At 69.5% G+C, this 12,849-nt stretch carries 14 protein-coding genes; 12 read left to right on the forward strand and 2 right to left on the reverse strand.

The window, feature by feature from the left end:
* The first annotated feature begins 205 nt into the window (after window positions 1–205).
* From sucC to purH, 7 genes are all read left to right on the forward strand, one after another.
* Window positions 206–1,390, forward strand: coding sequence for an ADP-forming succinate--CoA ligase subunit beta (sucC, locus tag HKD39_RS09455; protein WP_171199615.1), 1,185 nt, complete (start codon window positions 206–208; stop codon window positions 1,388–1,390).
* A gap of 12 nt (window positions 1,391–1,402) precedes the next feature.
* Window positions 1,403–2,302 carry a succinate--CoA ligase subunit alpha gene (sucD, locus tag HKD39_RS09460; RefSeq protein WP_171199616.1) on the forward strand — a complete coding sequence of 300 codons (900 nt, stop codon included), beginning with the start codon at window positions 1,403–1,405 and terminating at the stop codon, window positions 2,300–2,302.
* 301 nt (window positions 2,303–2,603) lie between these two features.
* Window positions 2,604–4,004, forward strand: coding sequence for a DUF5336 domain-containing protein (locus HKD39_RS09465; protein WP_171199617.1), 1,401 nt, complete (start codon window positions 2,604–2,606; stop codon window positions 4,002–4,004).
* 201 nt (window positions 4,005–4,205) lie between these two features.
* A complete protein-coding gene (locus HKD39_RS09470) occupies window positions 4,206–5,804 on the forward strand; it encodes a cell division protein PerM (protein WP_171199618.1) in 1,599 nt (532 codons plus the stop codon).
* On the forward strand, window positions 5,746–6,036 hold the full coding sequence (locus tag HKD39_RS09475) for a hypothetical protein (RefSeq protein ID WP_171199619.1): 291 nt from the start codon (window positions 5,746–5,748) through the stop codon (window positions 6,034–6,036). The genes HKD39_RS09470 and HKD39_RS09475 overlap by 59 nt, the downstream gene beginning before the upstream one ends.
* A gap of 160 nt (window positions 6,037–6,196) precedes the next feature.
* A complete protein-coding gene (purN, locus tag HKD39_RS09480; protein ID WP_171199726.1) occupies window positions 6,197–6,784 on the forward strand; it encodes a phosphoribosylglycinamide formyltransferase in 588 nt (195 codons plus the stop codon).
* Entirely contained in the window at window positions 6,781–8,484 is a 1,704-nt protein-coding gene (purH, locus tag HKD39_RS09485) for a bifunctional phosphoribosylaminoimidazolecarboxamide formyltransferase/IMP cyclohydrolase (RefSeq protein WP_343074660.1), read from the forward strand. The genes purN and purH overlap by 4 nt, the downstream gene beginning before the upstream one ends.
* On the opposite strand, the gene HKD39_RS20055 is transcribed toward purH, so the two are convergent.
* The gene (locus HKD39_RS20055) at window positions 8,456–8,584 is read right to left on the reverse strand and encodes a hypothetical protein (protein WP_281361860.1); all 129 of its coding nucleotides are present in this window, start codon (window positions 8,582–8,584) and stop codon (window positions 8,456–8,458) included. The two genes, purH and HKD39_RS20055, sit on opposite strands and share 29 nt — an antisense overlap.
* Here HKD39_RS20055 and HKD39_RS09490 point away from each other — a divergent pair.
* From HKD39_RS09490 to HKD39_RS09510, 5 genes are all read left to right on the forward strand, one after another.
* Window positions 8,574–9,191, forward strand: coding sequence for a pentapeptide repeat-containing protein (locus tag HKD39_RS09490; RefSeq protein WP_171199620.1), 618 nt, complete (start codon window positions 8,574–8,576; stop codon window positions 9,189–9,191). The genes HKD39_RS20055 and HKD39_RS09490 overlap by 11 nt on opposite strands.
* Before the next feature lie 32 nt (window positions 9,192–9,223).
* Window positions 9,224–10,078: a hypothetical protein gene (locus HKD39_RS09495; protein WP_171199621.1), complete on the forward strand. Its 855-nt coding sequence runs from the start codon at window positions 9,224–9,226 to the stop codon at window positions 10,076–10,078.
* A 39-nt stretch (window positions 10,079–10,117) separates the two neighbouring features.
* Window positions 10,118–10,978, forward strand: coding sequence for an LLM class F420-dependent oxidoreductase (locus HKD39_RS09500; RefSeq protein ID WP_171199622.1), 861 nt, complete (start codon window positions 10,118–10,120; stop codon window positions 10,976–10,978).
* A gap of 78 nt (window positions 10,979–11,056) precedes the next feature.
* On the forward strand, window positions 11,057–11,932 hold the full coding sequence (locus HKD39_RS09505) for a bifunctional methylenetetrahydrofolate dehydrogenase/methenyltetrahydrofolate cyclohydrolase (RefSeq protein WP_171199623.1): 876 nt from the start codon (window positions 11,057–11,059) through the stop codon (window positions 11,930–11,932).
* Window positions 11,933–11,940: 8 nt separating this feature from the next.
* Window positions 11,941–12,210, forward strand: a complete 270-nt coding sequence (locus tag HKD39_RS09510) for a DUF3017 domain-containing protein (RefSeq protein ID WP_171199624.1) — start codon at window positions 11,941–11,943, stop codon at window positions 12,208–12,210.
* Between the two features lie 6 nt (window positions 12,211–12,216).
* Here HKD39_RS09510 and HKD39_RS09515 read toward each other — a convergent pair whose 3' ends face one another.
* A complete protein-coding gene (locus tag HKD39_RS09515) occupies window positions 12,217–12,795 on the reverse strand; it encodes a phospholipase A2 (protein WP_171199625.1) in 579 nt (192 codons plus the stop codon).
* Window positions 12,796–12,849 lie beyond the last annotated feature (54 nt).

Raw genomic sequence — 12,849 nt, forward strand, 5'->3', positions numbered from 1 at the left:
GGGCGGCCCGGGTGGGCAACCTCACCAGCGCTGGATTGGCCCTGCCAGGTGCGCTCTCGTTAGGGTGAATGACGGTCCATCGCAGGGCCGTGGAGTACTCGGCGAGTACGAGAGCCGCGATCCGATTCCAGGGTGAAGACCCAGGTGCAGACGCCGGTGGCCACGACCGCGTTGGCTGCCTAACCGCATACCCCTGGGAGATCACGTGGATCTGTACGAGTACCAGGCCAAGGAGCTGTTCACCAAGCACGGTGTGCCCGCTCCGGCCGGCAAGGTCGTCACCTCGGTGGACGACGCCGTGGCCGCAGCCGAAGAACTCGGCCTGCCTGTCATGGTCAAGTCGCAAGTCAAGATCGGCGGCCGTGGGAAGGCCGGTGGCGTGAAGTTCGCCGCCACCGCCGACGACGTCCGCACCCACGCCGGCAACATCCTCGGCCTTGACATCAAGGGCCATGTGACCCGGCAAATCCTGATCACCCCGGCGAGCGAGATCGCCGAGGAGTACTACGTTTCGTTCCTGCTCGATCGGTCCAACCGCACCTATCTGGCGATGGCCACCCATGAGGGTGGCATGGAGATCGAGCAGCTGGCCGAGGAGCGCCCCGACGCGCTGGCCAAGATCCAGATCGACGCCATCAAGGGCGTCGACGCCGACAAGGCCGCCGAGATCGCCGACGCCGGCAAGTTCCCCGCCGAGGTCCGCGACCAGGTGATCGAGGTACTGCAGGGCCTGTGGAAGGTGTTCACCGAAGAGGACGCCACCCTCGTCGAGGTCAACCCGCTGGTCAAGGACGGCGACGGCAAAGTCGTTGCGCTGGACGGGAAAGTCAGCCTTGACGACAACGCCGAGTTCCGTCATCCCGACCACGAGGCGCTGGCCGACGACACCGCGGGCGACCCGCTGGAGGCCAGGGCCAAGGAGCTCGACCTCAACTACGTCAAGCTGGACGGCGAGGTCGGCATCATCGGCAACGGCGCCGGTCTGGTGATGAGCACCCTCGACGTTGTGGCCTACGCCGGTGCGAAGCACGGCGACGTCAAACCCGCGAACTTCCTCGACATCGGCGGCGGCGCCAACGCCAAGGTGATGGCCAACGGGCTCGACATCATCCTCGGCGACGAGCAGGTGAAGTCGGTGTTCGTCAACGTGTTCGGCGGCATCACCGCCTGCGACGAGGTCGCCAACGGCATTGTCGGTGCGCTCGATCTGCTCGGCGACGCCGCCACCAAGCCGCTCGTCGTCCGGCTCGACGGCAACCGGGTGGAGGAGGGCCGCAAGATCCTCAACGACCGCAACCACCCGCTCGTCACCCAGGCCGAAACCATGGACGCCGGCGCCGACATGGCCGCGGCGGCGGCGCAGAACGCCTCGGCGCAGCCGAGCAAGTGAGGATCTGAACCAATGTCGATCTATCTGAACAAAGACTCCAAGATCATCGTCCAGGGCATCACCGGCGGCATGGGCGCCAAGCACACCGCACTGATGATGGAATCGGGCTCCAACATTGTCGGCGGGGTCAACGCCCGCAAGGCCGGCACCACCGTCACCCACAAGAACGCCGAAGGGCAGGACGTCGAGCTGCCGGTGTTCGGCACCGTCGCCGAGGCGATCGAGAAGACCGGCGCAGACACCTCGGTGGTGTTCGTGCCGCCGGCCTTCGCCAAGGACGCGGTGGTCGAGGCCATCGATGCCGGCATCGAGCTGCTGGTGGTGATCACCGAGGGCATCCCGGTGCAGGACTCCGCGTGGTTCTGGCAGTACTGTCAGGACAAGGGCAGCAAGACCAGAATCATCGGCCCGAACTGCCCCGGCATCATCACCCCCGGCGAGTCGCTGGCCGGGATCACCCCGCACACCATCACCGGCAAGGGCCCGGTCGGGCTGGTCTCCAAGTCCGGCACCCTGACCTACCAGATGATGTACGAGCTGCGGGATCTCGGGTTCTCCACGGCCATCGGCATCGGCGGTGACCCGGTGATCGGCACCACCCACATCGACGCGCTCAAGGCCTTCCAGGACGACCCGGAGACCAAGGCGATCGTGATGATCGGCGAGATCGGTGGCGACGCCGAAGAGCGTGCCGCCGCGTTCATCTCCGAGAACGTGACCAAGCCGGTTGTCGGTTACGTCGCCGGTTTCACCGCGCCGGAGGGCAAGACCATGGGCCACGCCGGCGCCATCGTGTCCGGCAGCGCCGGCACCGCGCAGGCCAAGAAGGAAGCCCTCGAAGCGGCCGGCGTCAAGGTCGGCAAGACCCCGTCGGAGACCGCGCAGCTGCTCCGCGCGGTACTGCCCAGCTGAGCTGCCACCGTCCGTCCGAACCGGCCCAGCCACTTGCCGTGGCGGGGCCGGTTCGTTCGTCTTCGCTCGTTTTCGGTCCGACCGCGCCGCGGCGACTTCCCACGTCGGCACACCCGACGCGGTAAGTTACTGGCGGCACACCATGTCCGAGAACTCGGCCCGTCACGGCCGTGACACTGGGCGGTGACGCGGTCCAGCAGCCGGCCGGCGTGGCCCATCAGCAGCACCGAGCAGCAGTGAAAAGCGCCCGCGATGCCGACAGCATGCAGGGCCTGATGACAGCGCAAAGGTAGGTAGCCCCATGAGTGCTCCGTACGGTTCTGGTTCGGGTGGTCCGCAGGGACCGTCCGGCCCATACGGCCAGCCCGGACCGCAGTTCGGTCCAGGCGGGCCAGGTCCCCAGGGCGGCCCGCAGTCGGGTCAGCACGGCCCGGGTCCGCAGGGGCCCGGTCAGTTCGGCGGTCCACAGGGTTCCGGCCAGTACGGCGGCCCGCAGGGCGCGGGCCAGTTCGGCGGCCAGCAGCAACAGCAGCGGGCGCCGCGCAAGCCGATGAACCTCGGCCAGGTGCTGCCCCAGGTGGTGGCCGGTCTCGGCGTGGTCAATTTCATCCTCGGCTTTCTGCCGTACTTCAGCGGCAACCGGTTGGCCGGCGAGTCGGTGTCGGCCTACGGCGCCTTCAGCGGCTGGTTGCCGCTGCTGCTGCTCACCGCCGGTCTGCTCGCTCTCGGGCCGCTGGCGCCGAACGGGATCAAGGCCCCTTACGCGGTTGCCGTGCTCAGCGTCGTCGGCCTGCTCGGTGCCTTCCTGGCATTGGTGACAGGTAGCGGCTTGTTCGGCGACAAGGGCGTCGGGTTGATCCTGCTGCTGGTGTTCGCGCTGCTGCAGGCCGTCGCGGCGATCGGGCTGTGGCTGTTCGACGCCGGAGTGGTGAAGACCGACTCCGACGGCGGGGTGCAGGTGAGCACCCAGGCGTTCTCGGCGCAGATGGGCCAGGGTGGCTACGGTCCGCAAAGTCAGCAGGGACCTGGCCAGGTCGGCGGTTCGTCCCCGTCCAGCGGCGGATTCGGCGGTGCGGCCGGTGCCGGCGCCGCCACTGGTGCCGGCTACGGCTCGCACTCGTCCCCGTCGGCCCCGTCGGCCCAGTCGGCAGGGTCGGCCCAGTCTTCGACCGGGACGGACCTGTCCAAGTCGGACGGCGCAGACGCCGGCCAGTCCAGCGGCAGCTACGGCGGCGGCTACGACGCTTCGGGCAGCAGCCAGTCTTACGGTTCGTCCCAGGGCGGTTCGCCGTACGGCGGCGAGTCCGGCCAGGGCAGCGGGTCCGGTTACGGTAGCCAGGGCAGCTCGTCCCAGGGCGGCTCGTCGTACGGCGGCGAGTCCGGCCAGGGCAGCGGGTCCGGTTACGGCAGCCAGGGCGGCCAGTCCCAGGGCAGCCAGGACTACGCCGGTTACGGCTCGCACAGCGGCTCGGGCTCCGAGTACGGCTCAACGCCGAGTGCGTCCAGCGTCGACGAAGACACCACCATCGTCTCGCAGCAGGACGTGGTGTCCGGTGGTCCAGGTCAGTACCAGAGCTCGCCCTACGCACCGCCGAGCGAGTCGGAGTCGGGCAGCACCGGTTCCGGCCATGACTCGTCGGGGCACAAGCCCGACGACGACCCGGACGACAACCCGGACGTCACCCAGCAGGTGCGGTTCTGAGCTGAGCAGTTCCTCCCGAGCATCTTCCTGAGCACGGCCATCGGGCGGTGCGTCGCAGCGGCGGCGCACCGCCCGTTGGCATCAGGGCCATGCGTTGACCGGTGTGGCAGGTCCGTGTGGGAACATGTGCAGGCGATATGGACTGGGCTCGGTGCGGCGCGTCACCGTCACGGTGCGGCGCCGCTCGTGTGAGCTAGGCGGGTGTCGATCACCAGCCGTCAGCTCCGCGGTACCGGGCGCGACCGTTCGCCGGCGATCGCACTCACCGTCGGTGATCAACCGGCAGCCACCACCTTGCCGTTGGCGATCGGGTTCGGGCTGCTCAGGGCGCTGGCAGCGACCGCAGCCGGGTTGATCCTGGCCTGCGGCGTCGGGGTGCTGATCTGGGCGGTGACGCCGGGCAGTCCGGACGCCGGTGCGTTGGTGCGCGGGGCCATTGCGGCGTTCGGGGCCGCCAACTTCTTGCCGCCGTCCATCGATGGGATCCGGGTCACCGCGACGCCGCTGTTGCTGTCGGCGGTCTGCTTCGGTGCGGTGGCGTCCGCCGGGAACCTGCGGTTCGGGCGGCGCGCGCCGCTGCCGGGAATGCCGGCCCAGCTGCTGGTGGCGGTGCTCACCGGCGTGGCCTATGGGGCGTTCACGTCGGCGGCGGTGGCGGCGCTGGCCCCGCCGGGAGCGGCGGCGGAGCGGGTGGAGCGTCCCATCGCTTTCGGCGTGGTCGCAGCGGTCGCGGGTTTGACGTTGCGCGGCAAGGAGTTCCCCCGCGCGTTCCGGTCGTGGGCGCCGCCGTGGCTGCGTGGGGGGTTGCGGGCCGGCGCGGCCGCCAGCGCCTTGATCGCCGCTGGCGGGGCCATCACGTTGACGGCGGGTTTGGTGCGATCCTTCGGCACCGCAACAGATCTGGCCAGCACCGCCCCTGGATTCGGCGACGGTGTCGGCATGCTGCTGCTTGGCCTCGCCTACCTGCCCAACGCGCTGGTGGCCGGCATCGGGTACAGCTCAGGGGTCGGCTTCCTGGTGGGCGGCGGCAGCTATTCGCCGCTCGGCAGCGCGGGCGCCGAGTTGCCGGGGCTGCCGCTGCTGGCTGCGGTGCCGACCAATGCCGGCGTGTCATGGCTGGGGTTGTTGTCGACGTTGTTCCCGTTGGCCGCCGGGTTGTTGGCCGGCTGGCTGCTGACCAGGACGACGCGATCGATGACCGGTCGGCTGCTCGGTGCCGCGGTGGCGGCGGTGGTGGTCGCCGCCGTGTGCGCGCTGCTGGCCGGGGTCGCCGGCGGCGGCATCGAAGGTAGCTCGTGGGCGCGGCTCACCGTGCCGTGGTGGAGCGGCCTGCTGCTCGGCGGCGTGGTCGGGGTGCTCGCTGCCGCCGTCGGCGGCGTTGGGGTGCTCACCGGCCGGGTCGGTGCGGCCGGCGGTTCCGGCAGCTCGGCAGCGGCAAGCCATCTGACCGAGCCGATCGCCGTGGTGGCGGACGAACCCGCTGGGGGCGGCGACGCGCCAGCCGCCGAGCCCGCTGAATCCGTTGAGCCCGCTGAATCCGCTGAATCCGCAGAGCGGGTTGATGCGGACGAGCCCGCTGAGCTCGCTGCTGACATCGAGCCCGCGGACGTCGAGTCCGCAGCAGCCGCCGAGCGCCCTGAGCCCGCTGAATTCGCTGAGGGCGCCGAAGGTCCGGGCGTCCCGGACGACACCGTCGCCGGTGCAGACGCGAAAGACGGGGGAGACCCCGCTGTCGCCGAAGATGGGGACGCCGCAGGCGGGGGGGGACGCCACAGACGGGGGAGACGCCGCAACCGCTGAAGACACTGAAGCCTCCGAGGACGCCGCAACCGCTGAAGACGCTGAAGACGCTGAAGACGCTGAAGACGCCGAAGACGCCGAAGACGCTGAAGACGCCGAAGACGCCGAAGACGCCGAAGACGCCGAAGAGCCCGCCAGCGACGACGTCACGGTCGGCCCCGACAGCGCCGATCAACTCGACGAGCGACGCACACCGGACCCGACCGACGGCGGCCGGCACCCCGCTCACTAGGCTGAACCCGCCCCGCCCCGGCTGCCCGCCGGCGCCGGCGCTCAGCCGAGATGGTTCGCCCGACACAGGAGAAGGTCAACCCACCGTGCCCGTCAGCGACAGCGCCGCAGCGGCCGGTGGTGAACCCCTCGGCGGCGGCGCAGGGCGCAAACGCCTGGTGGTGTTGATCTCCGGTGGCGGGTCCAATCTTGCTGCGCTGCTGCAGGCTTGCGCCGATCCGGATTATGGGGCCGCCGTGGTGGCGGTCGGTGCCGATCGGCCGTCGGCCGGCGGCCTGCGGCTGGCAGCCGACGCCGGCATCCCGACCTTTGTGCACCGGGTTCGCGACTATCCCGAGCGCACCGACTGGGACGCTGCGCTTACCGACACCATCGCCGGGTACCGGCCGGATCTGGTGGTGTCCGCGGGTTTCCTCAAGTTGGTGGGGGAGCGGTTTCTGCACCAGTTCGGTGATCGCTACCTGAACACGCACAACTCGTTGCTGCCGGCGTTCCCCGGCATTCACGGGCCGGCGGATGCGCTGGCTTACGGCGTCAAAGTGGCTGGGGCGACGCTGTTCTTCGTTGACAGCGGCGTCGACTCCGGCCCGATCATCGCGCAGGTCGGGGTGGACGTGCACGACGATGACGACGTCGACACCCTCACCGAACGCATCAAAGTGGCCGAACGCGCGCAACTGGTGGAGTACGTGGGCCGGATGGCCCGCGGCGGCTGGACCATCACTGGCAGAAAGGTAATCGTCCCGTGACGACATCGACTTCCGTGAGCTCCGAGCGTGACCGTCAGCCCGACGGCCGCCGGCCGATCCGCCGCGCGCTGGTGTCGGTGTACGACAAGACCGGCCTGGCCGAACTGGCGGCGGCCCTGCAGGCTGCCGGTGTCGAGATAGTTTCCACCGGCTCCACCGCGCAGCAGATCGCCGACACCGGCGCTCCGGTGACGCCCGTCGGGCAGGTCACCGGATTCCCGGAGATGCTGGACGGCAGGGTGAAAACGTTGCACCCCAAGGTGCATGCCGGATTGCTGGCCGACCTGCGGCTGCCCGAGCATGCCGCGGCGCTGGACGCCGCCGGCATCGCAGGCTTCGACCTGCTGGTCTCCAACCTCTACCCGTTCCGGGAGACGGTAGCCTCCGGCGCCGGCCCTGACGAGGTGGTCGAACAGATCGACATCGGCGGACCGGCGATGGTGCGGGCGGCGGCCAAGAACCACCCGACCGTCGCGGTGGTGACCTCCCCAGCGGATTATCCGCAATTGATCGCGACGCTGGAGGCTGGCGGCTTCACCCTGGACGAGCGCAAAACCCTTGCCGCCAAGGCCTTCTCGCACACCGCCAGCTACGACGTCGCGGTCGCCTCATGGATGAACACGGTGCTGGCGCCCGAACCGGCGGCGGCGTCGGCGACGCAGGCGGCGGCCGACAGCGCCGAAAGTGACACGCCGGACGATGCCGGCCGGCAGCGCCCCGCCTTCACCTTCCCCCGGTGGACCGGGGCCACCTGGGAGCGGGCGCAGTCGTTGCGGTACGGCGAGAATCCGCACCAACAGGCTGCGCTGTACCGGCATTGGCGCCCAGGGCTGGCCACCGCCGAGCTGTTGCACGGCAAAGAGATGAGCTACAACAACTACGTCGACATCGATGCCGCCTGGCGGTTGGCGACCGACTTCGACGACCCGGCCGTCGCGATCATGAAGCATGCCAACCCGTGCGGCATCGCTATCGTCCCGGGTGGAGATCCGGCCAGCATCGTCGAGGCCCACCACAAAGCCCTTGCCTCCGACCCGGTTTCGGCGTTCGGCGGCGTGATCGCCGTGAACCGCACGGTGACCGGCGCGCTGGCCGAGCAGATCGCCGATGTGTTCACCGAGGTGCTGGCCGCCCCCGATTTCGACGAGGATGCACTGGCCGTGCTGACCGGCGCCGCCAAGGGCTGGCGGCAGAACCTGCGACTGCTGCGGATGCCGGCGGACGCCACACCCGATCCGTGGGAGTTCCGGGCGATCTCCGGCGGCATCCTCGCGCAGACCAGGGACAACGTCGACGCCCCCGGCGACGACCCGGCCGGTTGGAGCCTGGTCAGCGGCGAACCGGTGGACGCCGCCACCCTGGACGATCTGGCCTTCGCCTGGCGGGCCTGCCGCAGCGTGAAGTCCAACGCGATCCTGCTCGCCAAGGACGCCGGCAGCGTCGGAATCGGTATGGGACAGGTGAATCGGGTCGACTCCTGCCGGCTCGCGGTGGAGCGGGCCGGCGACCGGGCAGCGGGCAGTGTGGCGGCGTCGGACGCCTACTTCCCGTTCGCCGACGGGCCCCAGGTGCTGTTCGACGCCGGGGTGCGCGCGGTGGTGCAACCCGGCGGATCGGTGCGCGACAACCTGACGGTGGAAGCCGCGCAGGCGGCCGGGGTCAGCATGTACTTCACCTCCACCAGGCACTTCTTCCACTGAGTTCCACCGAGACGATGACCAGCATGTCGAGGCCGAGCATGTCCAGGCGCAACATGTCGAAGCCCAACATGTCGGGCCAGGTGCGGTAGATGCGGCTCACCGAAAGTTCCTACACCGACGAAGATTTCGTCGAGGTCGACCTGCGAGACGCCAGCATCGACGGCGTCACCTTCGTCCGCTGCGACTTCTCCGGTGCCACGCTGGCCGGTGCCCTCACCCGCAGGGCATCGTTCACCGAGTGCACGTTCGTCTCGGCCGAGCTGTACGACTGCCGGCATACCGGCAGCAGTTTCGTCGGATGCACCTTCGACCGGAGCTCGTGGCGGGGCAGCACGCTCACCGATTGCCGGCTGACCGGAAGCACCTTCACCGACTGCCCGCTGATCCCGCTGACCATCACCGACACCGACCTGTCGCTGGTGAGCCTTGGCGGCGCGACGCTGAAAGACACTGACCTGGCGGGGATCCGGCTGCAGGAGGCCAACCTCACCGGCGCCAACCTGGCCGGCTGCAACCTGGCCGGCGCCGACCTGTCCGGAGCCAGGACCGGCGGCACCGATCTGCGCGGGGCCGATCTGCGCGGCGCCCGCTGCGACGCCTCGCTGTGGGTCGGCGCCCGGCTGGAAGGCGCCCGCATCGACGTCGACCAGGCGCTGCTGTTCGCCGCCGCCCACGGTCTGCAGCTCGCCGAACCCGCCACCGCCTGACGTCTCCGGTGTTACTTTGCTGAACCATGCAGATGGCGCCGACTCCGGCCGGGCCCAACCCCGGAGCGTCCCCGCTGCCGGTGCCGCCGCTGGCCCGGACAGCGCTAGCCGATCGGCTGGTGCACCCCTACCGGATGAGCCCGTGGTGCGCCGGCACCATGTTCGCCGTCGCGCTGCCGCTGCTGACCATGCTGAACGCGGTGGCGATTCCGTTGCTGGCGAAGCTGTTCAACGCTGCGGGTGACCCACCCGGCCCCGAGCTGACGACCGACGAGGCCGACACGCTCTCCGGCATCGTCCTGCTGGCCGGCGCGCCGGCGGTGTACCTGGCGGTGGCCGCGGCGATCAACGCATGGCGGTTCGGGCGGCTGCGACGCCGGCTGCGGCAGCATTACCAGCAGCTGCTGGCCCGCCCCGATCTGCTGCGCGATCCGGCGCTGCGCCCGGCCGTCGCTGCCATGGTGACCAGCGATGCGGAGGTGTACCGACAGGACCGGCGGCGGCACGTGCTGCGGAAGGTCGGTGCGGTGTTCGGCGGGTTGCTTGAACTGCTGTCGCTGTTCGCTCCCGGTGGCGGAGGGGGCGGCGGTGGCGCCGCCGTCACCGGAGTGCGATCCGGTCAGTTCGGCTACAAGCTCTGCTGGGGCCTCGCCGCGCTGCTGGCCGTCACCGTCCCGTTCCTTGTGCTGCATCCCGGCGACCGCGGCTATCTGCTGGCGTGTCTGACTGTTGCTGCGGTGCAAGCACTCTGGTGGGTCCCGGCGCTGTGGCGCTCGCGTGCGCTGCGGTCCGTGGACGAGGTGTGGAAGCGGTCGCTGACCGAAGTGTGCGCGATCGCCGGGTTGCCCGTTCCGGCCGGCCCGTCCGAGCGCAACTTTCGGCGATAGCGGTAGAGCCCGCCGGGCATCGGTGGCAAGATCGCCAGCGTGACAGAGAACCCGTCAGCAGACAGCGCCGCACCGCCGGCACAGCGCCCGGCCCGGGTCGGTGTGCAGATTCAGCCACAACACGCCAGCTACGACCAGATTCGCCGCGCCGCGGGCGAATTGGACCAGCTCGGCGTCGATGTGCTGTTCAACTGGGACCACTTCTATCCGCTCTCGGGCGACCCGGACGGGCAGCATTTCGAGTGCTGGACCATGCTGGCCGCCTGGGCCGAATCCACCTCGCGGGCCGAACTCGGCGCGCTGGTCACCTGCAACAGCTACCGCAACCCTAATCTGTTGGCCGACATGGCCCGCACCGTCGACCACATCTCGGATGGCCGGCTGATCTTCGGTATCGGTTCCGGCTGGTTCGAAAAGGACTACGACGCTTACGGTTACGACTTCGGTACCGCCGGCGGTCGGCTCGATGCGCTGGCCCGCGACCTGCCCATCATCGAGAACCGTTGGGAGCAGCTGAATCCGCCGCCCACCAGGAAGATCCCGGTGCTGATCGGCGGCGGCGGTGAGAAGAAGACGCTGCGCATCGTCGCCCAGTACGCGGACATCTGGCACAGTTTCGGCGATCCCGAGGTGATCACTCGCAAGCACGGCGTGCTGCGGCAATGGTGCGAGCAGGTGGGCCGAAATCCCGACGAGATCGAGCTGTCCGCCGGTGTGGCCTTCACCCCTGGGCGGCAACCGGAGCAGGCCGACGACTTCAGCAGCAACGCCCAGCAGCTGTACGACGTCGGGGTGCGGCTGCTCACCACCGGCATCGAGGCCAACGACGGGGCCTGGCCGGAGGGGCTGGCCAAGGTGCGCTCGCTGCTGGCCTGGCGGGACCAGGTGAACGCCGGCTGATCCCGCCGGCGCCGCGGCGCACCGGGGCCGCGCCCGGGTGGTCCGGCCACCGGGCGCCCGGGTGAAACAATCGGTGGCATGACGGCGACCATCCTGGACGGCAAGGCCACCCTCGCGACCGTGAAGGCGGAGCTCGCACAGCGGGTGGCGCGGCTGCGGGAGCGGGGTGTGGTGCCCGGCCTCGGCACCGTGCTGGTCGGCGACGACCCGGGCAGCCGGGTCTATGTGGCGCTGAAGCACGCCGACTGCGCCGAGATCGGCATCACCTCGATCGAGCGGGAGCTGCCGGCGGACAGCAGCCTCGACCAGGTGCTGACCGTCGTCGACGATCTCAACGTCGACCCGGCCTGTACCGCCTTCCTGGTGCAGCAACCCACCGGGCTCGACGAGTTCGCCATCCTGTCCAGGGTTGACCCGGCCAAAGACGTCGACGGTCTGCATCCGTTCAACCTCGGCGCGCTGGTGCTTGGCGAGCCGGCTCCCGAGCCGTGCACCCCGGCCGGCGTCATCGAACTGCTCCGCCGCTACGACGTGCCGATCGCCGGGGCCGATGCGGTGATCGTGGGCCGCGGTACCACGGTGGGACGGCCGCTCGGCCTGCTGCTGTCCCGGCGTAGCGAGAACGCCACGGTGACGTTGTGCCACACCGGGACTCGCGATCTGGCTGACAAGGTGCGGCGGGCCGACATCGTGGTCGCCGCCGCCGGTTCTCCTGGTCTGATCACCAAGGACATGATCAAGCCCGGCGCTGCCGTGCTGGACGTGGGGGTCAGCACCGCGGGGGTCACCAAGTCCGGCCGGGCTCGCATCGTCGGAGACGTCGCCAAGGACGTCGCCGAGGCTGCGGGCTACTTCGCCCCCAACCCCGGCGGCGCCGGGCCGATGACCAGGGCGATGCTGCTCAGCAATGTGGTGGCCGCCGCCGAGCGGCGGGCCGGGATCACCGCGGAGTGAGCATTCAGATGACCTCCGATTCGCAACTGCGCAGGGCCACCCCGATGCTGTCGGTGCTGGCCATCGTTGCGGTCGGACTGGTCTTCATCTCGCTCTCGCACTGGCGGATCGGGTCGGGGCTGCTCGGCGTCGCCGCCGCCTGGGCGGCGCTGCTGCGCTTTGTGCTGCCCGACCAGAAGGCGGCGTTGTTGGTGGTGCGCAGCAAGGCTTTTGACGTCACCTTCATGCTGGCCCTGGCCGGGCTGCTGTTCGTGCTGGTGCTCTGGCGAGTGGGCTGACCACCGTCACCCGAAGAACGCTCGATGCGCCTGTGGCGACAAGGCGACTGCCTTGTAGAACACCCAGGCCGCCTTGCGGCACGCCGTTCCCTTCAGACCCGGTTGTGAAGCGCATTGTCGCTTCATGTTGGCGTACAACTGATTGTCGATCGACGTCTTACGCACCGCTGTCATCTGGTAGCGGTGCACCTTTCCGTAGTTCCGGTAGCCGAAGTCGTGCCGTACGCACGACGGACGCAGCAGCTTCGCGTAGTACGAAGCCCCCGGAACACTCGCCATCACCCAGGAAGGCACGCTGCAGCCGTCGGTTGACCAGTCGATCTGCCTCCCGGCGATGCCGTACCAATAGCCGTACGAGCTTGTTCCGACCGGTTGGTACGCGACGGTGTAGACAATTTTCAGCACCATGACTCGTGACAGGCCGCCAGGTGGTTCCGGGGCTGGTCGGGCCCCGGCTGCCGGTGCCACCGTGACAGTCAGCAGCAACGCGGTGAGCACCGCCATCACTCTGGCGACCAACGATCGTTGTCGGTCCCTGGCAACGGATGTGGGCCGGTCACCGCTGACCATCTTCATTGTGGACATCACACAACACCCCTTCGGTTTGACGCCGGGGAGCCGTTCCCCCGGATGTCAATA

Source organism: Nakamurella aerolata, assembly GCF_013002705.1.
Taxonomy (GTDB): Bacteria; Actinomycetota; Actinomycetes; order Mycobacteriales; family Nakamurellaceae; genus Nakamurella; species Nakamurella aerolata.